Genomic DNA, 26,739 nt, shown 5'->3' with positions numbered 1-26,739 from the left:
ATGACAAGCTGTTACGCGGCACTCAGTGAATTACTTGAATTTCCATGCACGGATGTAGTTGATCTCGAACGAGTTCGACTTGCCTTGCGGGGTCGAATTGTCCGGCGTGCCACTGGCGCTGCCGTACCACAGGTCCAGCATCAGGTACATCGGGTCGCCCATCGACACGTTCAGCACCAGCACTTCCTTGCCATCGAAGTAGTAGGTCTGCTTGTTCGGCTCCCACTTCACCGCATATTTATGGAAGCCCGCGGACAGGTCCATGCCGGTGTCGTACTGGCGCGAGCCCACCAGCTGCCCTTCATAGTCGCCCTTCCACACGGTCGGTGCATACGCTTGCGGATGCGCGACGCCGTTCACATCGAAGCCCCACGGTGCGGCACCGCCGGCGTACGCTTCCATCACGTCCATTTCCGGACGGCGCTCGTTGATGTGGTTGAACAGCCAGAATGCGGGCCAGGTGCCTTTACCGACCGGGAGCTTCGCTTCGATCTCGAAGTAGCCGTAGGTCTGGTAGTACTTGCCGTCGGTATCGATGGTGCGGTTGAAGAACTTGCCCGATGCATCACGCTGCGGCCAGATCTTCAGCTTGCCGTCTTCCACGGTGTAGTTCTTGGTCGGATTCGAGCTCTCGTACCAGATATGGTCATTCCATACACTGGTGTTGTAGCTGTTGAATTCATCCGAGAATGTCAGCGTGTACGCATTGGCATCCTGGCCAAACGGCGACATCGTGGCCGGTGTCGTGCTCGGCTCGGTCGTTGCCGTCGTTGGCGTTGCATAGTCACACACCTTGTTTGCACCCGGATACGGATCACCGAACACGGAATTGTTACAGGCGATGGAGCCGGTGACGGTACGGGTTGCATACCTGCCATCGAGACCATAGCGAACCTGTGTGGTGCTCGGCACCGTGCAGGTACCGTACTCGGCTGCGCACCGCGTCCACGTCGGCGCTGGAGCTGGAGCTGGAGCTGGAGCTGGAGCCGGTGCCGGTGCCGGTGCCGGTGCCGGTGCCGGTGCAGGTGCAGGTGCAGGTGCGGGTGCAGGTGCGGGTGCGGGTGCAGGTGCGGGCGCTGGTGCCGTTGTCGGCGTTGCATATTCGCAGATCTTGTTCGCGCCGGGATACGGGTCGCCAAATACGGTATTGGTGCAAGCGACCGAGCCGGTCACCGTACGGGTCGCATATCGGCCGTCGAGCCCATAGCGAACCTGCGTGGTGGTCGGCACATTACAGGTGCCATACTCGGCGGCGCAACGTGTCCATGTCACAGCCGGCGCAGGGACTGCGTAATCGCACACCTTGTTTGCACCCGGATACGGATCGCCGAACACCGTGTTGTTACAGGCTACAGAACCAGTCACGGTACGGGTTGCATACTTGCCATCGAGACCATAGCGGACCTGGGTGGTCGACGGCACGTTGCAGGTGCCGTACTCCGCTGCACAGCGCTGCCATGTCACGCTGGTCGGCGTTGTCGTTGCAGGAGCGGGATCTGGCGTGGTCACCGTCGAGGTCGTGGTCGTCGCGTATTCGCAGATCTTGTTCGCACCCGGATAAGGATCACCGAATACGGCGTTGGTGCATGCAATCGAACCGGTAGCAGTGCGTGTTGCATATCTTCCATTCAGGCCATAACGCACCTGGCGCGTGCCAGAGAACGAGCAGACGCCATACTCATTGGCGCAGTGCGTCCAGCTGGTGGTGCTGACAGTCGTCGTTGCCTTATAAACCGTTGCGTCACCGGCTGTTACTTCACCGGCTATTGCATCGCCGGTCGCTGCGGTCGCCTCCGCAGCATTGTTGGTTGCCGAGTCACCGCCGCCGCAAGCAGCGAGCAACACTGCGGCGCATGCACTGGCAAGTGCAGCCATCGAGAATCGATGACGAATTTGATCAAACAAGATAAACCTCTCAAGAATTTTGCTTGCTCAGAGACTGTTCACGGAGCAAGAGCCTCCTAAGAGATTGCTGGGCGGAAATGGTTCCACACAGCAATACAAAGTTACCTTGTGTGAACAGGGGTCTACTCGCTTTGCAGCGAGCGAGAAAGGCTGCGCAACAGAGACGGCAAGAATGGCCGCACGATTGGCCGCAAGAAGAAGGGCAGAAAATGAAAGCGCCGGCATATGCCGGCGTTTAGGGAGAACGGTCTTGGTGCTGTCGAACCGCCAGGGTTCTGCACACCTGCGGCAGCGTGCGGGAGGATCAGAAGACCGTCACTGCTCCATGAAGCGCTTGAACTGCCAGGCGCGGACGTAGTTGACCTCGAAAGAGTTGTTCTTGCCCTCGGGCGTCGTCTCGTCCGGCTCGCCGCTGTCGCCGCCGAACCAGAGATCGAGCAGGATGTATTTCGGATCACCCATCGTCGCATGCACGGTGTAGACGGGCTTGCCGTCGAAATAGAAGGTCTGCTTGTTCGGCTCCCACTTCACCGCGTACTTGTGAAAACGGGAAGAAAGGTCGGTCTGCGCATCGAACTGCAGCCCGCCGCTCTTGATGCCTTCGTCAAGCCAGACCGTCGTGCCGTACGCCTTCGGCCGTGCAATCCCCTGCCTGTCCTTGAACCCCCAGGGATCGATGCCGCCGGCATACGCTTCCATGATGTCGATCTCCGGCCGCCGGTTGCCGGGGTGGGCAAACAGCCAGAATGCCGGCCAGGTTCCCTTCCCGCGCGGGAGCTTCGCTTCCATCTCGAAGTAGCCGTACTTCTGCTCGTACTTGCCGTCGGTATCGAGGGTACGATTGAAGAACTTGCCACTCGCATCACGTTGCGGCCAGATTTTCAGCACACCGTTCTCGACCGTGTAGTTCTTCGTCGGGTTCGGCTTCTCGTACCAGATGTGGTCGTTCCACCGGTTCGGGTTGAAACTGTCGAACTCCTCGGAGAAGATCAGCACATACTCGGACGGGTCCTGGCCATACGGACTTTTCTTCTGTTTCCTGAGTTTCTTTTCCTTGGCAATCTTGTCCGCCGCGGCGACCAGCTGCGGATCGAAGCTGGCCTCTTCACTGCACGCAGTGATCCCGAATACCGCGGACATGCAGAGCAATGCCGCGTGAATAATGTATTTCCCCGAACGCATCATCATTCAAACAATGTTGTTATTGATCTCGAAGCTTCACTCCCCATGCTGCCTTGCTGCCCTATTCAGTCAGCGCCTCCAGCCGCCTCGGCATAGCCGTTCGGATTCATGCTCTGCCAGCGCCAGTGGTCCGCGCACATTTCTTCCAGCCCGCGCCTTGCCCGCCAGTCCAGCACGTACCACGCTTGCTTCGGGTCGGCATAGCACACGGCGATGTCTCCCGGGCGGCGATCGGTCACCCGGTAGGGCACCTTGCGCCCGCTCGCTTTTTCAAACGCACGCACCATCTCCAGCACGCTGTAGCCCTGCCCCGTACCAAGGTTCAGCGTGAAGCTGCGGCCGGATCCGAACAGTTCTCGTAGTGCCGCCACATGGCCCAGGGCGAGATCGACCACATGGATGTAGTCGCGCACGCCCGTCCCGTCCGGTGTCGGATAGTCGTCACCAAAGACCGACAGCCTTTCGCGCCGTCCTACCGCGACCTGGCTGATGAAAGGCACGAGGTTGTTGGGAATACCACGCGGGTCCTCGCCGATCAGGCCGCTCGGATGGGCTCCGGCAGGATTGAAATAGCGCAGCACGCCAATCGCCCACGATGGGTCGGAGCGGCCGAGATCTTCCAGCACCTGCTCCACCATCAGCTTGGTACGGCCGTAGGCATTGGTCGGCCCCACACGTGCCGACTCGTTGATCGGCACCGACTCCGGATCGCCATAGACCGTGGCGGACGAGCTGAACACGAATTTCTTCACGCCGGCTTCACCCAGTGCCTGCAGCAACGTGATCGTGCCGCTGACATTGTTTTCAAAATAGCCAAGCGGCTTGGCTACCGACTCGCCGACGGCCTTCAGGCCGGCAAAGTGAATCGCCGCATCCACACGATGCGTTTTCAGCAAGGCGTTCAAGGCCACCCGGTCGCGCACGTCCACTTCATAGAAAGGGACGACATGCCCGGTAATCTTTTCGACCCGGCGCAGGGATTCCGGCGCACTGTTGGACAAGTTGTCGAGCGCGATCACCGCGTATCCGGCCGACAGCAACTCGACGCAGGTATGCGAGCCGATATAGCCGGACGCGCCGGTGACAAGAATGGTTTTGAGTGTCGTCATGTCAATGAATTCCGATCGTCGATGTGAAGAGGGAACGGTGCAGTTCGCACGCTATTGCGGCAGCGGCTTGTCGCAGGAAGCGCCTCGCAGTCAGGAAAGGGCGCAATGAAGTCCCACTGTGCGCGTTGAGAGCAACATGTCACGTACGTATCCCCGGCCGGCACGCTGCCCCTGCGTGACTGCATCACAGTGGCATCGAGTGCAACACGTACAACACGTGCAACACGTGCGATAAGTGCATCAAGTGCATCCAGCGGCATGCTCAGCATGAAACCGCCCGCACATGCGAAGGATGCGGAGCAATGCGGACGATCATGCGCGCATGCGAGTAAGTCGGAAACGAGTGAACCGAGACCGCGTCGGCGCAAGGAATGCCACACATCGTCCCCTCCTGCGCCGCACTGCCGCTTTTGACCGCGCCCCCGCTCCCTACGCCGCCTCTGCCGATAAATGAGCGTCGGAATTACGCAGCTCCTTCGCGATGTGTTCGGAAAGCCTGAATGCGAGGGCAGCCAGCGTAATCGTCGGGAAATTGGCACCGGCGGTCGGGAACACGGAACTGCCGGCCACGAACAGGTTTGTCATGCCATGCACCTTGCAATCGCGATCCACGACACCGTGGCGCGGCGAGTCGTGCATGCGTGTCGTGCCCATGTGATGCCAGGTCCCTTCCAGGTCCGACGGCCACTTCTTGCCTTCGATCGGCGGATCGAGGTCAACCTCCGCAACGCCGCTGCGGCGCATGTCCTCGGCAAGGATGGCCAGCGTGCGGTCGAACGTGCGTTGCACCTTCGATGTCAGGCGCCAGTCGACGCGGACGCGGTTCATGCCGAGCTGGTCCTTCTGCGACGGCGACAGCATCACGCGGCTGTTGGGATTGGGCTCCGGTTCAACGATGAGCTGGAACTTCACGCCGCGGATCAGCCAGCGCGGCTGGAACAGGCGCGTATAACCGTATCCCAGCGTATCGAGCGGATGCGCAATCATCGTCAGGATGTCCTTGGTCAGGCTCCAGTCTTCCTGGTCCTTCTTCAGCAGCGCCTGCTTGATGCGGAACAGTGCCTGCGCACCCTCACTGCCCTCGCCCGGGAACACGGAAGAGAACCAGACGCGTGCATTGAGCAAGCCTTCCTGCTCCAGCACTTCCGGCGTCAGCGCGAACTGATGTGCAATATGCGTGCCGTGTGCCGCGACGGCGGAATTCATGTAGTGGTACTTCACATCGGACAGCTTGTTGCGCGACCACTGCTCCGAGAAATAGATGTTCCCGGAGAACAGGCGCGGATGATCCATGAAGAAGCGTCCGACCAGGTCGTTGCCATTGCCGAGGCCGCAGGACTGCACCTTGTTCGATGCGAGCAGCAGGCGCGCATTCTCGATGCCGCCGGTGGCAAGGATGTATTTCCTGGCCTTTACTTCCATGTAATTGCCGCTCAAGGTCTTGACCTGCACGCGCGTCACATTCTGCGCAGGGTTGTCGGTGTCGATGTTGGTCACATTGGCGTACAGGTACACCCGTATGCGCTCCGATTTCTGCAGCACATCGCGATACAGCTTGCCGAAGCGTGCAGGCGGGCTGAACTGCGAAATCGTGTCGCGGACCTTGCCCGACACAAGCGGCATACGACGCACGTCGGGCCGTCCGATGGAGCGCTCCCAGAAGTCGGGATCGAAATTGTTCGGCCCCAGTTTCAGCAGCGCATGGGTGCGGTCGTAGTACGGCAGCAGTTCCTCAAGGCCGAAGGGCCAGCCGCTATGGTCGACCCACTCCCGCTTCTCGAAATCCCAGGGATCCAGCGGACGGCACCATCCGCCCCAGCAATTGCTGCTGCCGCCAAGAAACCGGCTGCGGCTTCCATCGGCGAAGTTATAACGCCACTCGCCGACATCCTCGCCACGATAGAGGTCGCGCGTGCCGTTGTCCGGCGCAAACCCGCCGCTCTCCAGCAGGCAGACATCGATGCCTTTCTTGTCCAGCTCCATCGCCAGCGTAATGCCCGCGACCCCCCCACCGATAATGCAAACAGTGGTCTGGACAACAGTCCCTTGGTCAACCCGTCGCGTATCGATAAACATTGTTGTTCTTCTTCTCCAGAATGAGTTAAGCCGCTTTACCCCGAAGTTGGCTTGTTGTTGCTCAGCCTGCACAACGAACTACTGTATTGAAGATAGATTGCATTCCCGTACGCGGTTTTGATGTGCGTTAGAAAGGCTTCACAATGCCGGCAGGAATGCGGCACGCGCATGGCATTGCTCAAAACGGTAGCGCAGCTTCCGGCTTCACCGCCAGGATCGCGCGCTTGAGGTCGGCCTGGATGCGCTGCAATGCGTCAGCGGACTCCGCCTCGAAGCGCATCACCACCACCGGCGTCGTGTTCGACGAGCGTGCCAGCCCGAAGCCGTCCGCATACTCGACCCGCACGCCGTCGATCGTCACCACCTGCTGTGCATCGGGAAATTTCGCTTCCTGCTGCAACTTGGCAATCAGCGCAAAGTTCTCGCCCTCTTCCAGCTTCAGCTGCAATTCCGGCGTGCTGACCGATTGCGGCAACGCATTGAGCGTCGCGGACGGATCGGCCACGCGCGACAGCAGTTCCAGCAGCCGTGCGCCCGCATACAAGCCATCGTCGAAGCCGTACCAGCGGTCCTTGAAGAAGATGTGGCCGCTCATCTCGCCCCCCAAAGGCGCACCGGTTTCGCGCATCTTCGCCTTCACCAGCGAATGCCCCGTCTTCCACATCAGCGGCTGCCCGCCATGCTGCTTGACCCACGACGCGACATGGCGCGTGCATTTGACGTCGTACAGGATTTGCTTGCCGGCATGGCGCGTCAGCACATCGGCCGCAAACAGCATCAGCTGCCGGTCCGGATAAATGATCTGGCCATCTTTCGTCACGACGCCGAGGCGGTCACCGTCGCCATCAAAGGCGAGGCCGATCTCGGCATCGGTTTCCTTCAGGCAGCGGATCAGGTCTTGCAGGTTTTCCGGATGCGCGGGATCGGGATGGTGGTTCGGGAAGTTGCCGTCGACGTCGCAGAACAGTTCCTTTACCTCGCAGCCGAGCGCCCGGTACAGGTCGCCGGCCACGGCACCGGCCACGCCATTGCCGCAGTCGACCGCAATCTTCATCGGCCGCGCCAGCTTCACGTCGCCCACGATGCGCTGCAGGTAGGCGTCGCGGATGTCATGCGTGCGGTAGTCGCCGTTGCCCTGGGCAAAGTCGCCCTTGACGATGGTCTGGTACAGCGCCTGGATCGCGTCGCCGTAGATCGCTTCGCCGGCCAGCACCATCTTGAAGCCGTTGTAGTCGGGCGGGTTGTGGCTGCCGGTGACCATGATGCCGGATGGCGCATCGAGCACCTGGGTGGCGAAGTACAGCATCGGCGTGGCGACCACGCCAAGGTCAATGACGTTCACGCCGGCGCGGCGCAGGCCGGACGCGAGCGCCTGCGACAGGTCCGGCCCCGACAGGCGGCCGTCGCGGCCGATGATGACAGTGGTTTCTTCTTTCAGGCGCACTGCAGTGCCGAATGCCTGGCCGATCTGGCGGGCAATGCCGATGTCGAGCGTCTTGCCGACGATGCCGCGGATGTCGTAGGCCTTGAAGATGCTGGGGGAGAGAGTCAACACGATTCGTTAAGCAAGAAGAGTTGAAGATGCTTGCACCGCGACTGACGACGCAAGACGGTGGGAGAAGCTCCGGACAACATGACGAGCGTCATGGTGTCCGGAGCAAAGACGTTGCGCCGGGTTTCGCAAGCCGTTAGTTACAGCACTTCACGATGCGTTACGACGCTTCGATCAGAGGCGTATTGCCGGACGGCTTCTGGTTGTACCCGGTTTGCCCGTAGGTGTAGCCATAGCCATACCGTCCCGGACGCACCTTCAGGTCGTTGAAGAGCACACCCTTTGCCTCGAGCCCCGCCTGCCTGAGGCGCTTCATCGACTCGTTGATTTCCGCAGGCGTCGTCACCCCGGCGCGCGTCATGATGTAGATCGCGCCGCAATGCGAACCGATGATCATCGTGTCGGCCACGGCAAGAATCGGTGGCGCGTCGATCAGCACGAGGTCGTAGCGGGACGACAGTTCCTGCAGGAAGGCGCCGAAGTTCGGCCGCAGCAAGAGTTCTGCCGGATGCTGCGGCAGGGTGCCGGTCGTGATGAAGTCCATGTTCTCGATCACGCCATGGTGGATCACCTGGTCGAGGCGGCGCGCGCCGGCAATCGCATCGGACAGGCCGTCGTGGCGGCCAAAGCCGAAGTACAGATGCAGCAGGCCGTTGCGCAGGTCGGCGTCGATCAGCAGCACCTTCTTGCCGGTCGCAGCCATGATCGCCGCCAGGTTGGCCGACACGAAGGACTTGCCCATGCCGGGCGTCGCACCCGTAATCAGCACGACGTTGTTGCGGAAGGTCGGCAGGGAGAACTGCAATGCAGTGCGGAAGTTGCGCAGGCTTTCCACCGCAACGTCGGTCGACGATACATTGGCCAGCAGCGGCACCTTCTGGTGCTTGGCGTTGACCTGCTGGTACAGCTCGCGCTGCTTCTTGCTGTGCGGGATGGTTGCATAGACGGGCACGCCCGCCACTTCTTCCAGCTGCTCCGGCGTATCGATGCCGCCCACCAGCGATTTGCGGAAGAATGCCGCCACCACACCGAGGAACAGTCCGCCCATCAGCGCCAAGGCGAGGATCACCGGACGATTCGGCTTGACCGGGCGCTCCGGCATCATCGGCGTATCGACCAGGCGCACATTGCTGACCTTGCCTACGGTGATCAGTCGCAATTGCTGCGAAGTGTTCAGCAATGCAGTGTAGAGGTCGGTGTTGACCTTCACCTCGCGCTGCAGGCGCAGCAGGTTCTGCTCGATGGCCGGCAGGGACTTGATGTGCTCGTTCATTGCTGCGATCTGGCCGTTGATCTCGCGCAGCTGGCTGTCGATGCCCTGCACTGCCGGGTGTTCACTGGTGTACCGCGCCAGCAGTTCGATCTTCTTCTGCTGCAGCTCCATCTTCTTCAGCTTGGCCGCCGAGGATTGCTGCAGGCTCAGCTTCGATTCTTCGGTCAGGTCGACCGTGCCGTTGGCGTTGCGGAACGCGTTGTATTTCGCCTCCGCCTGTTCAAGTTGCGACTTGATCTCAGGCAGCTGCTTGTTCAGGTAGGCAAGGGATTTTTCTGCCTCCTCCGTCTTGCGTGCCGAATTCTGGCGCACGTATTCCTTGCCGATTTCGCTCAGCACGCTGTGAATCATGCGCGGGTCGGAACCTTGCAGCATGACGCCGATGACGCCGGATTGCTTGCCACCAAGTTCCTCGACCTTCATCGACTTCTGGATGCCTTCGATCGTCGCGAGGCGCGAAGCACGCGACAGCAGGAACTGCGCGCCCGGCTTGCCTTCAAGCTGGTCGACGCGGATCTCGATGCTGCCTTGCGGCAGTTCGAAAATCGCTGTTTCACCCACCTTGGCGCGCAGGTCGACACCCTGCTCCTCCTGGGTCAGCCGAAACTGGCCGCCCTCCTCCGCCGTGACGACGAACTCGCGGTTCAGCATGGCATCGGGCACGTTGAAGCTGGCGACATTGATCTTCTCTGCACCCCAGGCGTAACCGCCATAGCCGAAGACACCCGGATCGGACAGCTGCTTGTTCTTTTCCGCGAGCCATGAGCCGAAGAACGGGAAACGCTTGGGGCCGGCATTGATGTAGAGCCGCAAATTATCCGTTGCGCGCGACACGACCAGGCGCGACTGGATCAGCTCCATTTCGGCCAGCGCCGACGTCTTCACGTCGAACATCGATTGCAGGTCGCCCACGATATTCTCGGACTTGGTGGCCTCTTCTTCTTCAACGTGGATCAGCATGTTGGCCTGGTATACCGGCGTCGTCATGAAGGCATAGGCTGCGCCCAGCAGCACAGCGACAAAGGTGATCGCACCGATCAGCCAGCGGTTTTCCCAAAGAACGTCGATATAGGTGCCCAACTCGACTTCTTTGTCGGCCTGACCGGCCCCTGGCCCGGTCAACTGGGGTATGGATTGAGTCATCATAGGCTTTTGTCTGCTTATAGTTAGTGAACGATGCTGAGCGGTGGAGCGGTCCGGACCGCAGATACGCGAATGGCTCTGGAGGCAGCCGGCTGCAGTTGGCAGCCTCCGGAGCCGCAATGAAGATTGATGCTATGTGGCAGAGCGCGCATCCTTAACGTGCGGGGCCGACCGTGCCGGCAGCGCCGACAGCCGATGACAGTGCACCAGGGAAGATCAGGCTGATCGCGCGGTTCCAGTTCGCCAGCGGCGTGGCAGCGACATAGACCAGGTCCTTCGGATACAGCTCGAAGCCTTCCGCCATCGCCAACGCGCCTGCCTCCTTGCCGTCCAGCTGGTACACGACCTGCTCGGATCCGTTCCTGCGCACGACATAGATCTGGCCGCTGTCGCCCGTCGTCGGGTTGATGCCGCCGGACTCGCCCAGCGCCTCGTTCAGTGTCAGGCTGCCGTTGTGCATCGGCAGCGCGCGCGGAGCGATGACTTCGCCGGACACGAATACCTTGCTCTCCTCGCGGGAACGCACGCGCACCACATCGCCATTCGCGAGCATGATGCTGGCCGGATTGACGCCGCGCTGCACCAGCTGCGGCAGGTTGATGTGGTAGTTCACGCCGTTGCGGTTGATGACGACCTGGCTCTGGTCCCCGGTCGGCAGCACGCCGCCTGCGCGATTAAGCGCTTCGACGAGTGTCATCGGGATATCGTTGATTGACTGCAGGCCGGGACTCTTTACCTCGCCATCCACATAGACACGCTTGCTGCGGTAGGAGTGCACGCGCAGCGTGACCTTTGGCTGCTTGAGGTAGCGGCCAAGTTTGGTCGTGAGCAGGTTGCGGGCCTGGTCCTGTGTGAGACCGGCGACCTTCACCGGGCCGGCATACGGAAACTGGACCATGCCTTCATGGTCGACAATGAAACCGGCCGGTGGCGCGGTTGTTACGGCGGTGGAGGCATCCGCTCCGGCACCGGTAGGCATGGCGGTGGCCACGGTCGCTGCATTGGACAGCTCCGGATGGTCCCAGACCACGATGGACAGGACGTCACCGCTATCGATCGTGTATGGACCAGGTTTCGCCAGCAGCTTGCTGATGTCCTGCGATACCTGCTTCTCGCGGCGGTCGCGCTCCGCCTTCACCACCGACGGCGTAATTTTCTTGAGCACCGCGTTGGACATGTCGCCACTTGCAGCGGTGGAGGATTCCGCCGAGTTTGCCCCGGAGGAATTGCTGTAGTTCTGGGCACCGAAATGCATGCCCGGCGATACCTGCGCGCAGCCCGCGATGAACCAGGGCGCGAGGAGGACTACACTCCATCGTTTTAGGGTAGCTTTGGAAGAGAAGCGCATTTGAGTACTCCACACATGATTAGCGCAAACCCGCCGTGAGGATCGGTGGCATTTGCATGTTTAAGGAAGCCCGTTGTGATTAGAGAGTGTCATGTACACCAAGGGGCCAGAGAGCCGTCATCACGAGCTGCACGCCCTGTCGTGATTCCTTGCCATGACTCCTTGCCGCAACTGATTACTGCAACATCGCCACGCCTCGCATCCGGCGCACGCTTGCAGCTCCGGGTGCCTCTCTGGAGTGCATGACGCTCTTCAGGTCTGCGACACAACGAGTTGGCAACGGGTTGAATGACTGACTTCCGCGACGGCGATGCGCAACGCATCAGGGGCGTTTTCTCGCTGCGCGGACAAAGCGAAAATTTGCTGAGCCCTGTCTTCTTTCGTTGCCGTTCGACTATTGACGACTTATCTGACATACAACTTTACGTTGACCTTCATTGCCTGTTTTGACGATCATCAACGCGCAACAAGATATGAAAATGACGTGGATGAGTGCTTGCAAATGCAGTATGCAAGGCTGCGCTCACATTGGATGTCACATCCTGTTATGCATTGCCCTTGCTGGGAAGATAGGAGCAAAGCGTCTCAATGACCTTGCGAAAAAGCACGCGGTGTAGCCGCGCGTTTTAATCTTGCTTAAGGGTTTGCCGCAGTTTGATTCGGGAAGGCACCATCGCGTGTCGCAATGGCGCAAAGAACAAGGACAAAGAAGTGTCCTTTGAGTGAACTCAAGATCGCTTCACCTTTCCCACATACACTGGGCTCACCTGAAAAAATTGAAGTTGCGGCACCTGTAGCTTGTTGGCATGCCTGGTGTTTGCCGCAGACGAGAGCAGCGCCCGTCAGGTTCGCCATCGGTTCCATATCTGGTTGCCCACTCCACTGCCCTTCCCCGGTATGCGAGAAACAGCGCGGCACAATCCTGTCGCGCCGGCCACAGACTTGGACTTGATCTGTCTGGCGAAAGAACCGCAGCACGCAATGACTGCCTCGCGCATGGAACGCCTCGCGAGCGCAGGCTGCAACCGTTCCCATGCTGTTTTTATTCCCGATCGGTGCTCATTGCCTAACTCAACAAGAACCGGATCGGAGACTGAATGAACAGCTTTATCGTGATCGGCACTTGCAACAACCTGGTTCGACAAGTGCTTTTTGCCATCCGCAGCATGGGCGACAGCAAGGCGCTGGTCATCGGCGGACCCAATACGCGCGGCCTGCGCTGGTCCAAGCTGTGCACGCGCCATGCCGAGGCAAGTCTCAACGCTGCAGATGACGCGCATTTCCTCGCGCAGTTGAACAATCTCGCACAGGAAGCTCCGGATGCCATTCTGGTTCCTGCCGACTGTGAAGGTATACGCACGATCAACCGCGTACGTGACGCGCTCCCGGTGCGCGCGATCCCGGTTCCGGACACCACTACGCTTGACATGTTCGACGACAAGTGGCGCTTTTACCAGTTCTGCCGGCAGTACGGTTTGAGCGCGCCGGAAACGCTGTATATCGGCTCGAAAGGCAACCTGCATTACCAGCTCACGGTGGCACGGCTCGGCACGCCGTTCGTGATCAAGCCGATCAACCAGGCCGGCTCGCAAGGTGTGCAGGTGATTCATAGCGAAGCGCAGTACGAGGAAACAATCCGCAACAACAGTAGCTATCAGTTTTTCCCGCTGATCGCGCAGAGATACGTGGAAGGCGTCGATGTGTGCATCGACCTGATGGCGATGTACGGCCAGGTACGCGCGCTCGCATTCCAGCAGCGGGCCGGTTCGGAAATCCGCTTTTTTCAGAACAGGGACATGGAGCGACTTGCGCACCAGCTCGCACGCACCAGCGTGTACAGCGGCGTGATGAATCTCGACGCGCGCATTGAGCGCGGCACGGGTCGGGTATTCCTGCTGGAATCCAACCCGCGCTTCTGGGCATCACTGACCGCATCCGTCGGTTGCGGGCTGAACTTTGTCGCGGAGAGTGTTTCGGCCGCTGCGCAGGGCATGCCGCCGAAGATGCTCACCTCCGGCACCTTCCACCTGCGTCATCCGATTGCGCGGCCATCGTCCTGGATGCATATGCTTGCCGACACCGGTGCGCGCGGCAGGCTGTTGCGCGCACGCATGTCCGACATGGAGTTGCTCGGCGACTTGACGCGCTCGCTGTCCGCCCGGCTGCGACCCGGCAGACGCAGTTTTCAGCAATAGGAATCCCTGCGGCAACCGGACTTCTGTTTCCGCAACCGGTGCGGAAACCTGCGCGGAACGGTCGCATCCGCCTGCTCGCCGGTTCCCGTGCTTCCCGTGCTTCCCGCGCTTGTCTATTTGACGCGTGATTGACGCGCGATTTTCTGGAACTCCTGCGCAGCGTACTGCCCGATCAGCACATACACGTCCTCTGCGGGGTGATAGCCGTCCGGCACAAGGTCATCGATCGAGCTGCCGGTCCTCGCCATGTAGCGCTTCAAGTAGCGAAACACATCAATCAGCGGCACGCGTTCTTCGACAGCGAGCTGGCGCATGACGTCAACATACGCTTCCAGCCCGCCCTCGCTGATTGGGCTCGGCGTCATCAGGATCACGAATTTTCCGTTCTGCCGGGCCAACATCACTGCGGTCCGCATGTCCTCCTTGTATCTGTCGACCGGATTGCCGTTTTTTGAAGCGTGATTGATGATGACAATGTCGACTCCCGACGACGGCAGGTACTTGGCCCACGCAGCGTGCCGCCCGTCTGTTCCGGCGAGCAGATGCTCGACACGCGAACTGTCCGCGCCCTCATTGCGCACAACAAAGGGCGGGTTCGGCGCGAGCGCTTCCGCAAAGGCTTGCGGTGTTGACTTGATGACCTGTGCGCCGGAATGGGCCTTGTAGCCCCGGATGGTGGAGTCTCCATAAAAGGCAATGATTCTTCCCGCCTTGCCGGCTTGCTTTGCACGCATGCCGGCGTCCACCGCGGAAGCGCAGGCAAAGACGCCGAACATCATGATGCAGAATGCAATGGTTCGCATGCGTCTCCCTGTATCGTTCCTTGTGTGGTTCATGGCATGGCCATCCTAGCGCCGCGCATAGTGGCAAACCTTGACATTCCTCGAGGACAATCACGGAAATGAAATCCGCTGCGCGCAACTGTCCGTCTTGGCTCCCTTAGGGGACAACAGCGGGCGACCGGGGAGAGATAGCCGCTTCTTGCGCAAACAATCCTGATTAGGTTTTTTACGTCAATGCGGATTTTCCTCGCATGATGAGCGATTCGCTGTTGACAGAAAATTCAGACTTCCAAAATCAAGAATTGGCTTTCCCATAAGCAAGTTGAAACGGTATATAGTGACGCCTCGTCTGCTCTGATTTGCATACTGCTTCCAGCAGACTGCCACCCTGATTTTTACCTACTCCATGGCCGGCATTACTCCGATGCTTCCTTGAAAGTTATCTTATGTTCAAGAACCTCACGATCAAGACACGACTCATCGCAGTCATTGCATTTTTATCCATCGAACTGATTATTGGCGGCATCGTCGGCGTGTCCGGGATCAGCAACGCCAATCAGGCAATACGCACAATTTATGACGATCGTCTGGTGGCGCTGGGCCAGCTTGACCGCGTCATCCGGGCCATGAACCGGAACGAAGCATCCATCGCCAAGGCGCTCACCGGTGACCAGAGCGAACACGAAAAGGCCTTGAAGGATGTTGCCGACCGCCTGCAACAGATAGACCAGGAATGGAAGACCTATATGTCGACCTATCTGACTGCCGAAGAAAAAAAACTGGCGGAAGAACTCGACCAGGCGCAAAAGAAGTATCTGGCCGAAGGCCTGAACCCCGCGGTTGAAGCGCTGAAGATGGCCGATACGCTATCCGGCATAGGCGCCCTGCACGGGCCCATGACGACTCTCATGGTTCCTGTGCGGGAAAAGCTCAATGCCCTCATCAAGCTGCAGCTGGACATTGCAAAAGCGGAATACGAGAAGTCGCAGGCCACCTACCAATGGGTACGCGCCCTCGCAGTGGCCGGCGTACTGTTTGGCATCGGGCTTGCCGCCCTGATCGGATGGTGGCTGGTCCTTGCCATCACCAAACCTATCAATTCCGCAGTCAAGGTTGCATCGAGCGTTGCCGGCGGGGACCTGACGCAGAAGATCGAGGCTCGAACCACCGATGAAACCGGCCAGCTGATGTACGCGCTGAAGAACATGAACGACAGCCTCGTGCAAATCGTCAGCCAGGTACGTGCCGGCACCGACGCCATCGGCACTGCATCGGCCGAGATCGCCGCGGGTAACCAGGACCTTTCCTCGCGCACGGAGCAGCAGGCCAGCTCGCTGGAAGAAACCGCTTCGTCGCTGGAGGAACTGACCTCAACCGTCAAGCAGAATGCGGACAACGCACGCCAGGCCAACCAGCTTGCCCAGTCCGCATCCGACGTTGCCAACCGCGGCGGCATGGTGGTGTCGCAAGTGGTGGATACCATGGGCTCCATCAACGAGTCCTCGAAGAAGATTTCGGACATCATCACTGTCATCGATGGCATTGCTTTCCAGACCAACATCCTCGCGCTGAACGCCGCGGTGGAAGCGGCCCGCGCCGGCGAACAGGGCCGCGGATTTGCCGTCGTCGCGTCCGAAGTGCGCAACCTGGCCCAGCGCTCGGCTGCCGCAGCCAAGGAAATCAAGACACTGATCAACGATTCCGTCGACAAGGTGGATGCAGGCAGCAAGCTGGTTGACCAGGCCGGCACAACAATGCAGGAGATCGTCGACAGCATCCGTCATGTGACTGACATCATGGGTGAGATCACGGCCGCCAGCCAGGAGCAGACGGCGGGCATTGAACAGATCAACCAGGCGGTCAGCCAGATGGACCAGGTCACGCAGCAGAATGCAGCACTGGTGGAACAGGCTGCAGCCGCCGCGGAGGCAATGCGCGAACAGGCGGCAAACCTTGCCCATGCCGTCGGCGTGTTCCGTCTCGACAGCACGACTGCGCCGGTTGCGCTTACCGCAGCTGCAAGCTCACGCCAGCCGGCGAACCTGCCTGCTCGAAGCGGCAAGCAGGTCGCGGTAACGCGCACCACCCCGGCACCGGCGCGCCCGGCAACTACGGCTGCAGATGGTTGGGAAGAATTCTAATCAACGCACTGGTTCGATACTGTTTCTACTGCTGATGCGCACAAACTAAAGCCACCGGTTGATTCACCGGTGGCTTTTCTGTTTCTTGCGCGGTGAAGGCTACAGTCAGTTGCCTTGACAGTAAGGTACCGATGCAGGCAGTGCGCACTTATTTCACTACCCCGCACGCCATGCGTGCACCGCCACCGCCGAGCGGGGCCGGATTGTCCGAGTAGTTGTCACCGCCGGCATGGATCATCAGCGAACGCCCTGCCAGGTCCGCTGTTTTCAGCCGGGGCGCCAGTACGGGCTGCGATGCATTGCCGTCAGAATCGACATACAGGGCCGGAAGATCACCGAGATGCCCGTCTCCCCAGGGAGCACCGTGCTTGTTGGCGCCGGCCGGATCCAGATGGCCGCCTGCACCAAGCGCTGCCACCATTTTTCCGTCCTTTTCCTTGGGATCGCAGCTCGGGTTCTGGTGCACATGGAAGCCATACACGCCTGGCTTCAATCCGCGCAGTGAAGGGGTCAGGACCAGCCCGTGCTTCGAGTCCGACACGGCCACCGTTCCGATCGACGTACCGACGCCCTTCTCGCTCACCATGTTCATCGTGATGTCGGGGCCAGCGTATGCGACCGGCGAGGCCAATGCGACAGCCAGCATGACGGTATTTTTCATTTTTCAGTCTCCTTCGATACTGGATGAAACAGGCACTTCGTGGATTCGAGATATTGCACGAACAGACTCTAGGTCAACCTCGAAGACGTGACTTGACCGGGATCACAGTGAGAGCACTGTCCCAGTGCGCAGGGATCACCGCAATCGTGCCTTGAAGCAAGAGCAGACTTGCCGATGCAGCGAAGGAAGAGGCGTGGTCAAGCGACGTCAGGCTCGCCCATCGCGCCATCCGCCTTGAATGCCTCATGAAAAATGACTTTGCCGTGCGGAACACGTCCATCAAACGACAGCACCAGGAAGACCTGTGGCGGCACACCCTCCAGCACCAGCTCCGGCGTGTTCCTGAATCCGAATTTCCGGTAGTAGTCCGGATGGCCGACGAGGCAGCAGCCCTGGGCGCCCATGTCCTTCAACCGTGACAGTCCTTCTTCCATCAGGACTTTGCCGATACCCTGCCTCTGATACGCGGGCAACACCGAAAGCGGCCCAAGTCCGTGCCAGTTGCTGCTGCCGTCCGAAACAGTCACGGGCGAAAAGGCGATATGCCCTGTCACTTTCCCGTCTACCTCCGCGACGAGCGACAACGTCAGGGCATTGGCGGCCCGGAGCGCGTCGATGATGAACTGCTCCGTGTGGCTGCTGATATCCAGTGTCGCGAATGCGGCAATAGTCACTTCCCGTATCGCGCGAATATCCGCGCTCGTCTCGGGCCGAACAATGATCTTTGTGATTGCTGGATTCATGCGGTGCTTTTGCTTTTCTGCCAGATGGCCTTGCACGATGGGCGGCATGTAAGACATATCCGAGTTAGTGGTCTCCGACAGGCGGATGAAGAACACCTGCGCGGGCAAGCCTGTGGCCTGCGATGTGCTGCGTCCTCCCGTACGCGTGCGCTCCTCGCCTTCAGGCTCAGCCCGCTCGCCACGCCATTCAGCAACCTGACAGAGCGTCGGGGGAGCGCACGCAAGCGCAATGCGGGACGGTGCTTCCCCTCCCCCTGCTCAACGGCGCGCTCGAATTAATCAGCCGGCGTGAAACCGGGAGAAGAGGCTGTCGTTTCTCCCAATAACCGAAAGACGCTATTTTTTTTCCTTGTACGACCTCACCTGTTCAAGGAGTTGCTGCGGGCTGAACTGCGTGTAGTCCTTGTTGATCTCCAGTGTCACGACCGATTCCAGCCGGGGGTCAAGCAGCTTGCGCAGCATGCCGAGAAATTGCGGCGACACCACGAGCGACAGCTTCTGGAAACGCCCCTCCTGATAGCCCTGCAACAGGAAGCCGGCGATATCGCGGGCAAAGAGCTCCGCCTGGTGCGCTTCCGGCGTCTGGGCCGGCTCATACAACTTGTTGGGCGTTGCCGCTCCGACGTTGTGTCTGCTCTTGGACGCGGCCGTCGGGCCCAGCTTGTCCGTCTCGGTGTCGACACTGCGCAAGCGCGCGGCGTCGTTCACCATATCGTTGATTTCCTCCAATGCATCCGACGATTGCTCTTGCGAAAAAAACCGTGCCCGGCTGGCGTTTGCGGAAACGATCCACGTTGCTTGCATATTCTCACCCGTTAAAACGTTGATATTGGCAAAAAGCGTCGATCCTCGAAGCGCTGGAATCGTTCCACTTTTTGCCACGGGCAATACGCGCGTCAAAAATCCGGGCAGATCACGTCCCGCGCAGCGTCTGCAAGGGCGGATGACTCAGCACATTGCGCAATCCGGCCCAGCCGCCGATGAATGCGCACGCCGAACCGACAAGCAGTCCCGCCACCCATACCACCGGACTGAATGACCACTCGAAGTTGAAGACATACCGTGCCAGCGCCCAGCCGACCGCGGCGGCACCGGTTGCTGCCAGCACGCCCGCCAGCCCGCCGACGAGCGCAAACTCGATCCACTGCGACTGCGAAAGCTGCGTGCGGGTTGCACCGAGCGCGCGCAACAGGCCAGACTCCCGGATGCGCTCATCCTGTGAGCCGACCAGGGCCGCATACAACACCAATACGCCGGAGGCGAGCGTAAACAAAAACAGGAATTCGACGGCTGAAATCACCTGGTCGAGCACCGTCTGCACCTGACGGATCATGCTGCCGATGTCGACCACCGTCAGGTTCGGGAAGTCGCGCATCAGTTCATTGACGAACCCGGCCTGCGCTGCCGGCAGGTGGAAGGCGGTGATCCATGTCTGCGGCATGTCCTGCACCAGCGTCGGGTTCAGGATCACGAAGAAGTTGACACGCATGGAGCCCCATTCGAGCTTGCGCAGGCTGGTGACGACGGCATCGACCTGCTGGCCGCCGATATCGAAGCGCAGCCGGTCGCCGAGCTTCAGGCCGAGCGTCTTGGCAAGCCCCTCTTCCACCGAGGCTTCCGGCTTGCTGTCGTCGAACCAGCGCCCTGCGACGATCTGGTTTTGCGGTGGCACGGTGAGCATGGTCGACAGGTTGAATTCACGGTCGACAAGACGCTTTGCACGGTCTTCGATGTAGGTGTCGCCGGTGATCTGCGCGTCGTTTATCTGGATCAGGCGACCGCGGATCATCGGGTACAGCGTCGGATTCGGCACGCCGATGGCCGTGAGCCGCTTTTCCATCTCTACCTTCTGGTCGGGCTGGATATTGATGACGAAGCGGTTTGGCGCATCGGCCGGCGTGGAATTACGCCAGGCTTCCACCAGATCGCCACGGATGACCGTCAGCAGCAGCAAGGCCATGAGCCCGAGGGAAAGCGCAACAATCTGCACGACGGTCGCACCGGTGCGGCGCTGCAGGGCCGTCACGGCAAAACGCCAGCTCGGATGCCGGATGCCGCCGCGCGCGAAACGCAGCGACTTCACGCCCAGCCATCCGACCAGCGCGAACACGGCGAAACCGCCCAGGAACCCGGCGGCGGTCAGCAGCCCCAGCTTGGGATTGCCGGCTTGCCACAAGAGCAGGCCGATGAATGCGGTCAGCCCGAGTGCATACGTTGCCAGTGTGGCCGGTTGTGGGGTGTCCTGTTCACGCCGGATGACGCGGTTGTGCGGCACGTTGCGCAATTGCAGAATGGGCGGGATGGCAAAACCGATCAGCAGGACCATGCCGGTCGCCACGCCCTGCAATGCGGGCAGGAAGCTTGCGGCAGGCAGCGTCGTGCTGACAAGGTTGCCGAGCCATTCGAGCAGCACGAAGTGCGCGGCAAAGCCCACCGCCGCCCCCAGCACACTGCCCGCGAGCCCGACCAGGCAGAACTCGATCAGGTACATCAGCGTTACCTGGTTTTGCGTCAGCCCAAGGCAGCGCAGCATCGCGCACGCATCCAGATGGCGCAGCATGAAGCGGCGCGCCGCCATCGCAACGGCAATTGCCGCAAGCATCGCGGACAACAGGCCGACAAGGGAGAGGAATTGTTCTGCGCGGTTGAGCGTGGATTGCATCTCGGGACGGCCGGACTCCAGGGACTCCAGCCGCACGCCTTTCATGTTCTCGCGTTCGATCCGCTCCTGCATCCAGCGCTGGAAGGACGCGACCGGTGCCCGCTCGCCGGCCAGCAGCAGGCGGTAGGTCACGCGCGAGCCGTTCTGCACCAGGTTGGTGGCGGGCAGATCCGACAGACGCAACATCACGCGCGGCGCAAAGTTCATGAAACCCGCACCACGGTCAGGCTCGATGGCAATGATTCTTGCGATGCGAAATGCCTTGTCACCCAGCCGCAGGGAATCGCCGATCTTCGCATCGAGCGCCGACAACAGGCCGGCATCGACCCACACGGTATCAGCCTCGGGAATGTCCGCCGTGTCCCTGCCCTCGCCCTCCGGCGTGTCCGTGATTTTCAGGCCGCCGCGCAACGGGTAACCCGGCGATACGGCCTTGATCGCTGCCAGCAGGGAGTGCGTGTTGTCGCCTTCGCCGGCAATCACCATGCTGGGAAAGGCGACCGTATCCGCCAGCGTCAGGCTGCGTTTCTCTGCTTCGGCGCGCCAGGTGCCGTTGATTGGGTGGTCCGCATTGATCACAAGGTCGCCGCCGAGCAACTGATGCGCATCGCGTGCGAGTCCGGAACGCATACGGTCGATAAAGAAACCGACGGACGACAGGGAGGCAACGGCGACGATCAGTGCCACCAGCAGAAAACGCAGTTCGCCCGCCCGCCAGTCGCGGCGGGTCATGCGCAAGGATTGAAGAAACATCAGGTACTCAGCCTTCTGAAAAGCCATTTGACGCCGCGCCACAGCTTGGGCAGCAGCCACACGGCAAGGATGAAAAATATTGCCAGAAAGCTGAATAATACCCACGGATGGAAAAATGCCGCCCAGAGTCCGCCAGCGACGGCAACATCTTCCGAGAAGGATGCAGCCCAGTTGCTGAACGGTTCAGGCGAGGTGTTGATCAGCGCCCTGCTCCCGGCCTTGGTCGCATGCGCTCCGGCGGCGAAGGTGCCGCCTAGGATGGCGGCCATGGCCGACCACTCCGCCCCCATTTCCCCCAGTGCCGCCGCGCCGAGCACGGCGCCGGCCGGCACGCGGATGAAGGTCTGCAGCGCATCCCAGGCCGAATCGATGCCCGGCACCTTGTCGGCGAGGAACTCCACCACCAGCAGGATGCCGGTCAGTCCAATGACCCAGGGCGACTCCAGCACCTGCAAGGCCGGAGGAAGTTCGATCCAGCCATTGCGGCCGAACCATCCGGCCAGGAACAGCGTCATGTACAGGCGGATGCCGCTGGCCCAGGAAAGGCCGCTGGCCAGTGCCGCGGCAGAAAGTGCGTCAGTCATGCTGCCCCCGGTCCCGTGGGTCCCGCGGATTGCGCGGATGGTGGTCGAAGCGGTGCGTGCCGTCGCCACCGGCACCGCCGCGGTTGAAGCGTGGAGAATCCGGAATCGCCGGTGAACGCGCGACCAGCATGAAGGTGCCGGCAGCGATCAGCATCACCGGAATAATGAAGCGCCAGCCGAGTCCGTAGTACTGGCGGAAGAAAGATAGGATGCCCGCCAGGATCAGCAGCGGGCCGGCGACGACCGACGACTTGGTGATGCCGTCGAGTATCAATATCGCCACGCCCGCGCCTGCCAGGCCGATGATCCACAGCCAGTGAATGTCGGGCAGCCAGTCCAGGCTATTGAGCAGCCAGGTCAGGCCCAGCACAATCAGCACGACCGGCAGCGCAGCGTCTTTCATCCTGTTTCCGTCGCTCCTGTTCCTGCGAATACATCGAGAAACCGCCCCGTCCGCGCGGACTCGCGGACTGTTTGTTTCGCGGACCCTTTATGTTCACTGCTCGAAGAAAGCATCCACCTCGTCCAGGTATTTCTGCTTCGTTTCCAGGTCGAGAAAGGCGGCAGAAAAGCTGTTGCGCGCGAGCCGGTAAGCGTGATCTTTCCCTAAAGGCAAGGCGTCGAACAGCTGCACGAAATTCTCATTCACATAACCGCCAAAGTACGCCGGATCATCCGAGTTGATCGTCACCATGAGGCCGGCGTCGAGCAGCTTCAGCAGATTGTGGTCAACCAGCTTGTCGAACACCCTCAGCTTGATGTTGGACAGCGGACAGACCGTCAGCGGCACCTTGTCGCGCGCCAGGCGCTGTGTAAGCGCGGCATCTTCAAGGCAGCGCACGCCGTGGTCGATTCGCTCCACGTGCAGCACGTCCAGCGCATTGCGGATGTATTCAGGCGGTCCTTCTTCCCCGGCATGCGCGACGAGATGCAGACCCAACTCCTTGCAGCGGGCGAACACGCGCGCGAATTTCTCCGGCGGATGGCCACGCTCCGACGAGTCGAGGCCGACGCCAATGAATTTTCCGCGATGCGGCAGCGACTGCTCCAGCGTCTCGAACGCCTCCTCTTCCGACAGATGGCGCAGGAAGCACATGATCAATGCCCCGCTCATGTCCCACTCGGTGCGCGCATCCTCCAGCGCACGATGGATGCCATTGATGACAGTCGCAAATGCCACGCCACGCTCGGTGTGCGTCTGCGGATCGAAGAAGAGCTCGACATGCCTGACATTGTCCTCCCGCGCGCGTTGCAGATAGGCGCGCGTCATGTCATAAAAATCCTGCTCGTGCAGCAGCACGCTGGCACCGGCGTAGTAAATATCGAGGAAGGACTGCAGGTCGGTAAATGCGTAGGCACGCCGCAGGTCTTCCACCGATGCATACTTGAGACTGACACCGTTGCGACGCGCCAGTTCGAAGATCAGCTCCGGCTCGAGCGTCCCCTCGATATGCAAGTGCAGCTCGGCCTTGGGCATCTTCTGCACGACAGTGCGTAGTGCGGCATCCATTCGTCATCCTTTCTCGCGTTCGGTGTGAAATAGCTGCGATTTTACGATGGCGGAAAGGTGTTGCAGAAAAAATCCTGTACCTTCTTGCAGGCATTCTTTACGCGGTTCAAGGCAAGCTGCGCAAGCGCGAAACGAGCCCCCTGATTGGCGACAGGACGGTTGAGGACGATCGAGGATATACGGTGGATGCGAACTTGCATGGCAGCCGCGCCAGCAGATCCGGACAGCGCGGCGGCGCACACTGCTTCTTGACTACATCGTGCCGCTTCGCATCGGATCCATGTGCGTCTTCTCGTACATTTCCTGGCATGGCGCGCAGCGTTCTGCTGTCGGTTGCACCTGCAGTCGTTCGAACGGGATCTCGGTTTCGCACATGACACAGTCACCGTAGGTGTCGTTCTCCATCCGCTTGCGTGCCCCTTCAATGGCGCGCAGCTCCGAAATGTCGCGTGTCACGGCAGCGTTTTCCAGATCGACTTCGAGGTTGGCGAAGGACGAGTCGCCCGGGTCCGGCAGGTCGGAAGCCACCTCCTTGTATTCTTCCTTCGCGTTCAGTTCCCGGACGAGGTCGGCACGCAATGTCTGGTCGCGTTCGTCCAGCATCTGTTTTAATTGGGCGAGTTGCTGCTCGGTCAGATTTGCCATGATGGATCTTTCGAAGTCAGTGTCGAGAAAAGCCGGCTTTCCTGGGCGGGGTCGGTGTCGCAGGGGCGTGCGCGGAGGCTCTACAGCATCATGTCCTTGTACCCCCTCGCCAAGTCCCTATCGGAAATCATACCCCTGTCGTTGCCGCGTGCGCCACCACGCTGCAAGCGCAAAGCCGGCGCCGAGCGCGACCGCCATGACCGTCTTGCGGTGCAGTGCGGCTGTTGTATACAGGCTGGACTCGAACACCGGCCAGTCCTGCCCTTGCCGCTCCTGCAGATTGGAGCCAGTGCTGTACAAACCGTGCTGGCTGCGGTCACGCGCCGGCTGGTCCGATTGCTGGAAGCCGAACAGGAAACGCTTCAAGTAACTGTCCGTCATGCGGGGCGCATAGTGTGCGCTGGACGCCATCATCTTCGCAGCGCCGCCCACATACACGTCACGCTCGAAATGTTCAGCCGCATGCAGGATGGCCTCGGCAACCACTTCCGGCGCATACACCGGTGGCGGCAGGCGCGGCTCCACATCCATGTAGTTCTTCGCATGTTCGATGAACATGGTGTCGACCGCCGCCGGCTTGACCAGGGTGACCGCAACCGGTGCATCTTCCGCCTCCAGCTCCAGCCGCAGCGAGTCGGTGAATCCCTTTACTGCATGCTTGGATGCCGCATAAGCGCCCTGCAGCGGAACGGCATGGTCGGACACCTCGCTGCCGAGATTAATCAGGGCGCCTCCGTGCTGCTTGAGGTGCTCGACGGCAACCAACGAACCATGGACGACGCCCCAGAAATTGGTCTGGAACAGGCGCCGCTGGTCGTCCATGGAGACATCTTCCAGACGGCCAAAAATCGAGATGCCGGCATTGTTGACCCAGGTATCGAAACAGCCGAAGCGTTCGATTGCCGCACGTCCGGCCTTGCGCACGTCCTCCTCGATGCCGACATCGGCCACCACGTAGATGACCTGCGCGCCTTTCTTCGTCAGCTCAAAGATGAGTTGCTTGAGCGCATCTTCATTGCGCGCCACCAGCACCAGCTTTGCGCCACGCTGTGCAGCCATGCGTGCAGTCGTCAGGCCGATTCCGCTGGTCGCGCCGGTAATCACGATGACCTGCTCCGCAACTTTCTTCAGGCGATATTTCATCTGGAGACTCCTTTCCGTCCATCTCTTCAGCGAAAAGCATGCCTGACAGTTGCCAATGGTCGGGGCAGTCCTTGCGTTGGTCGTTGCGTTGGTCCTTGCGTTGGGGGATTGCGTTATTGATTGCATTAGTGATAACGCATGGCCGACGAAAGCCGGCAAGTTTGAAACGACGTTGGCGAGCGGTGAAATTTTTACGCGGCCGATGCACGAATTTGCATGAAGCCTGCACTGCCTGCCCCGGAATACCTACAATGCCTTTCATGTGCGGACGCTTTGCCCTCGCTTATCCACCCGCCGTCCTCCAGGAATGGTATGGCTGCATTGCCATGTCTTCTTATTCCCCGCGGTACAACATCGCGCCGGCGGACATGGTCCTTGCCGTACGCGCCACGGAAGAAGGACGCGCAGGCTGCCTGATGCGCTGGGGCTATATCCCTTCCTGGGCCAAGGACCCGGCTGCCCTGCCGATGCTGCACAATGCGCGCGGCGAAACGGTGGCGGACAAACCGATGTTCCGCACCGCCTTTCGCCGCCGGCGCTGCCTTGTTCCGGCAACCGGTTTTTACGAGTGGAAAACCGTTCCGGGGCAACGTTCGCGGCAGCCATTTTTTATCTCCAGTAAAGACGGATCGCCCCTCTCCCTAGCGGGCATCTGGTGCAACGCCAGCATTGCAGAGGGCGGTCGCATCGATACCTGCGCCATCCTCACCACCGGTGCCAATGCCGTGCTCGAGCCAATTCATTACCGCATGCCGGTCATCATCGATCCCAAGGACTGGGAAACCTGGCTCAGCAACGAGCCGATGGATGACGCGCTTCTGATGGAACTGATCGCGCCGTTCGATGCCGAAAAAATGCAAGCGTGGGGCGTCGCTCACGCCGTGAACAAAGTAACCAACGACAATCCTGCTCTGTTGCTTCCGATTGCGTGATTTCTTGTGACCAGGCGCATGATGTCACTGCATAACAACGGAAAATAATGCGAGGCGTGCCATGAACTATCCGAAAAACCATTTCGGCGTGCCGCAGTACCCGGAACACGACGCCCGCCGGCTGTTCGTGTTGCTGTCGGCGATCGATCTCCTCGAACGACCGACGGTCTCCGCTGTCGCCGACCTGACCAGCCTGAAGCGCGAAAACATCGACGCCGATGTCGCACGCCTGCGCGAAGAGTTCGGCGTCGTGCTGCACAAGGTGGGCGACATCTACCACATCGAATCCTGGGGCGATGTCCTCAACCAGAATGGGGTCAAGCGTTACCTGAAGGCCTGAGCCGCTCCCGGCGCGTTCGACACAACGTGGCCGGCCTACAACATTGGCCGGAAAATCTGT

21 protein-coding genes are annotated in these 26,739 nt (G+C 60.4%); 4 read left to right on the top strand and 17 right to left on the bottom strand.

Annotated elements, in window-relative coordinates; genetic code table 11:
- Positions 1-30: 30 nt before the first annotated feature.
- The 7 genes from ACYVIA_RS13035 to ACYVIA_RS13005 all read right to left on the bottom strand — a co-directional run bounded on the left by ACYVIA_RS13035 (position 31) and on the right by ACYVIA_RS13005 (position 11,588).
- Positions 31-1,905, bottom strand: coding sequence for a glycoside hydrolase family 16 protein (locus ACYVIA_RS13035; protein WP_460841414.1), 1,875 nt, complete (start codon positions 1,903-1,905; stop codon positions 31-33).
- Positions 1,906-2,220: 315 nt separating this feature from the next.
- Positions 2,221-3,045, bottom strand: coding sequence for a glycoside hydrolase family 16 protein (locus tag ACYVIA_RS13030; protein WP_460841413.1), 825 nt, complete (start codon positions 3,043-3,045; stop codon positions 2,221-2,223).
- 107 nt (positions 3,046-3,152) lie between these two features.
- The gene (gene galE / locus ACYVIA_RS13025) at positions 3,153-4,196 is read right to left on the bottom strand and encodes a UDP-glucose 4-epimerase GalE (protein ID WP_460841411.1); all 1,044 of its coding nucleotides are present in this window, start codon (positions 4,194-4,196) and stop codon (positions 3,153-3,155) included.
- Between the two features lie 429 nt (positions 4,197-4,625).
- A complete protein-coding gene (locus ACYVIA_RS13020; RefSeq protein ID WP_460841409.1) occupies positions 4,626-6,272 on the bottom strand; it encodes an FAD-dependent oxidoreductase in 1,647 nt (548 codons plus the stop codon).
- 178 nt (positions 6,273-6,450) lie between these two features.
- Positions 6,451-7,827, bottom strand: coding sequence for a phosphomannomutase/phosphoglucomutase (locus ACYVIA_RS13015; protein WP_460841407.1), 1,377 nt, complete (start codon positions 7,825-7,827; stop codon positions 6,451-6,453).
- A gap of 157 nt (positions 7,828-7,984) precedes the next feature.
- The gene (locus ACYVIA_RS13010; RefSeq protein WP_460841405.1) at positions 7,985-10,243 is read right to left on the bottom strand and encodes a polysaccharide biosynthesis tyrosine autokinase; all 2,259 of its coding nucleotides are present in this window, start codon (positions 10,241-10,243) and stop codon (positions 7,985-7,987) included.
- A gap of 151 nt (positions 10,244-10,394) precedes the next feature.
- On the bottom strand, positions 10,395-11,588 hold the full coding sequence (locus tag ACYVIA_RS13005; RefSeq protein ID WP_460841403.1) for a polysaccharide biosynthesis/export family protein: 1,194 nt from the start codon (positions 11,586-11,588) through the stop codon (positions 10,395-10,397).
- A gap of 1,097 nt (positions 11,589-12,685) precedes the next feature.
- Here ACYVIA_RS13005 and ACYVIA_RS13000 point away from each other — a divergent pair.
- Positions 12,686-13,783 (top strand): ATP-grasp domain-containing protein, encoded by a 1,098-nt coding sequence (locus ACYVIA_RS13000; protein WP_460841401.1) that lies wholly within the window; start codon positions 12,686-12,688, stop codon positions 13,781-13,783.
- 113 nt (positions 13,784-13,896) lie between these two features.
- Here the strand turns inward: ACYVIA_RS13000 and ACYVIA_RS12995 are convergent, their stop codons facing one another.
- Entirely contained in the window at positions 13,897-14,586 is a 690-nt protein-coding gene (locus tag ACYVIA_RS12995; RefSeq protein ID WP_460841399.1) for an SGNH/GDSL hydrolase family protein, read from the bottom strand.
- 425 nt (positions 14,587-15,011) lie between these two features.
- Between ACYVIA_RS12995 and ACYVIA_RS12990 the strand changes: the two genes are divergently transcribed.
- Entirely contained in the window at positions 15,012-16,706 is a 1,695-nt protein-coding gene (locus tag ACYVIA_RS12990; protein WP_460841397.1) for a methyl-accepting chemotaxis protein, read from the top strand.
- A 148-nt stretch (positions 16,707-16,854) separates the two neighbouring features.
- Here ACYVIA_RS12990 and sodC read toward each other — a convergent pair whose 3' ends face one another.
- The 9 genes from sodC to ACYVIA_RS12945 all read right to left on the bottom strand — a co-directional run bounded on the left by sodC (position 16,855) and on the right by ACYVIA_RS12945 (position 25,407).
- Positions 16,855-17,367 (bottom strand): superoxide dismutase [Cu-Zn] SodC, encoded by a 513-nt coding sequence (gene sodC, locus ACYVIA_RS12985; RefSeq protein WP_460841396.1) that lies wholly within the window; start codon positions 17,365-17,367, stop codon positions 16,855-16,857.
- Positions 17,368-17,564: 197 nt separating this feature from the next.
- Positions 17,565-18,110 carry a GNAT family N-acetyltransferase gene (locus ACYVIA_RS12980; protein WP_460841394.1) on the bottom strand — a complete coding sequence of 182 codons (546 nt, stop codon included), beginning with the start codon at positions 18,108-18,110 and terminating at the stop codon, positions 17,565-17,567.
- Positions 18,111-18,446: 336 nt separating this feature from the next.
- Positions 18,447-18,914 (bottom strand): host attachment protein, encoded by a 468-nt coding sequence (locus ACYVIA_RS12975; protein ID WP_460841392.1) that lies wholly within the window; start codon positions 18,912-18,914, stop codon positions 18,447-18,449.
- A gap of 109 nt (positions 18,915-19,023) precedes the next feature.
- Positions 19,024-21,525, bottom strand: coding sequence for an ABC transporter permease (locus tag ACYVIA_RS12970; protein WP_460841390.1), 2,502 nt, complete (start codon positions 21,523-21,525; stop codon positions 19,024-19,026).
- Positions 21,525-22,109 (bottom strand): DUF4126 domain-containing protein, encoded by a 585-nt coding sequence (locus ACYVIA_RS12965; RefSeq protein ID WP_460841388.1) that lies wholly within the window; start codon positions 22,107-22,109, stop codon positions 21,525-21,527. The genes ACYVIA_RS12970 and ACYVIA_RS12965 overlap by 1 nt, the downstream gene beginning before the upstream one ends.
- On the bottom strand, positions 22,102-22,512 hold the full coding sequence (locus ACYVIA_RS12960; RefSeq protein ID WP_460841386.1) for a LiaF transmembrane domain-containing protein: 411 nt from the start codon (positions 22,510-22,512) through the stop codon (positions 22,102-22,104). Before ACYVIA_RS12960 ends, ACYVIA_RS12965 begins: the two co-directional genes overlap by 8 nt.
- Positions 22,513-22,605: 93 nt before the next feature.
- A complete protein-coding gene (locus tag ACYVIA_RS12955; RefSeq protein ID WP_460841385.1) occupies positions 22,606-23,619 on the bottom strand; it encodes an adenosine deaminase in 1,014 nt (337 codons plus the stop codon).
- 252 nt (positions 23,620-23,871) lie between these two features.
- On the bottom strand, positions 23,872-24,264 hold the full coding sequence (locus ACYVIA_RS12950; protein ID WP_460841383.1) for a TraR/DksA family transcriptional regulator: 393 nt from the start codon (positions 24,262-24,264) through the stop codon (positions 23,872-23,874).
- A 117-nt stretch (positions 24,265-24,381) separates the two neighbouring features.
- A complete protein-coding gene (locus tag ACYVIA_RS12945) occupies positions 24,382-25,407 on the bottom strand; it encodes an SDR family oxidoreductase (protein ID WP_460841381.1) in 1,026 nt (341 codons plus the stop codon).
- A 38-nt stretch (positions 25,408-25,445) separates the two neighbouring features.
- Between ACYVIA_RS12945 and ACYVIA_RS12940 the strand changes: the two genes are divergently transcribed.
- Both ACYVIA_RS12940 and ACYVIA_RS12935 read left to right on the top strand, forming a co-directional pair.
- Entirely contained in the window at positions 25,446-26,339 is an 894-nt protein-coding gene (locus ACYVIA_RS12940) for an SOS response-associated peptidase (protein ID WP_460841380.1), read from the top strand.
- 61 nt (positions 26,340-26,400) lie between these two features.
- On the top strand, positions 26,401-26,679 hold the full coding sequence (locus tag ACYVIA_RS12935) for a hypothetical protein (protein WP_460841378.1): 279 nt from the start codon (positions 26,401-26,403) through the stop codon (positions 26,677-26,679).
- Positions 26,680-26,739 lie beyond the last annotated feature (60 nt).

This window comes from Noviherbaspirillum agri (assembly GCF_054780595.1).
The sequence above is the reverse complement of the archived record's forward strand: the minus strand, read 5'-3'. Positions and strand labels throughout refer to the sequence as shown.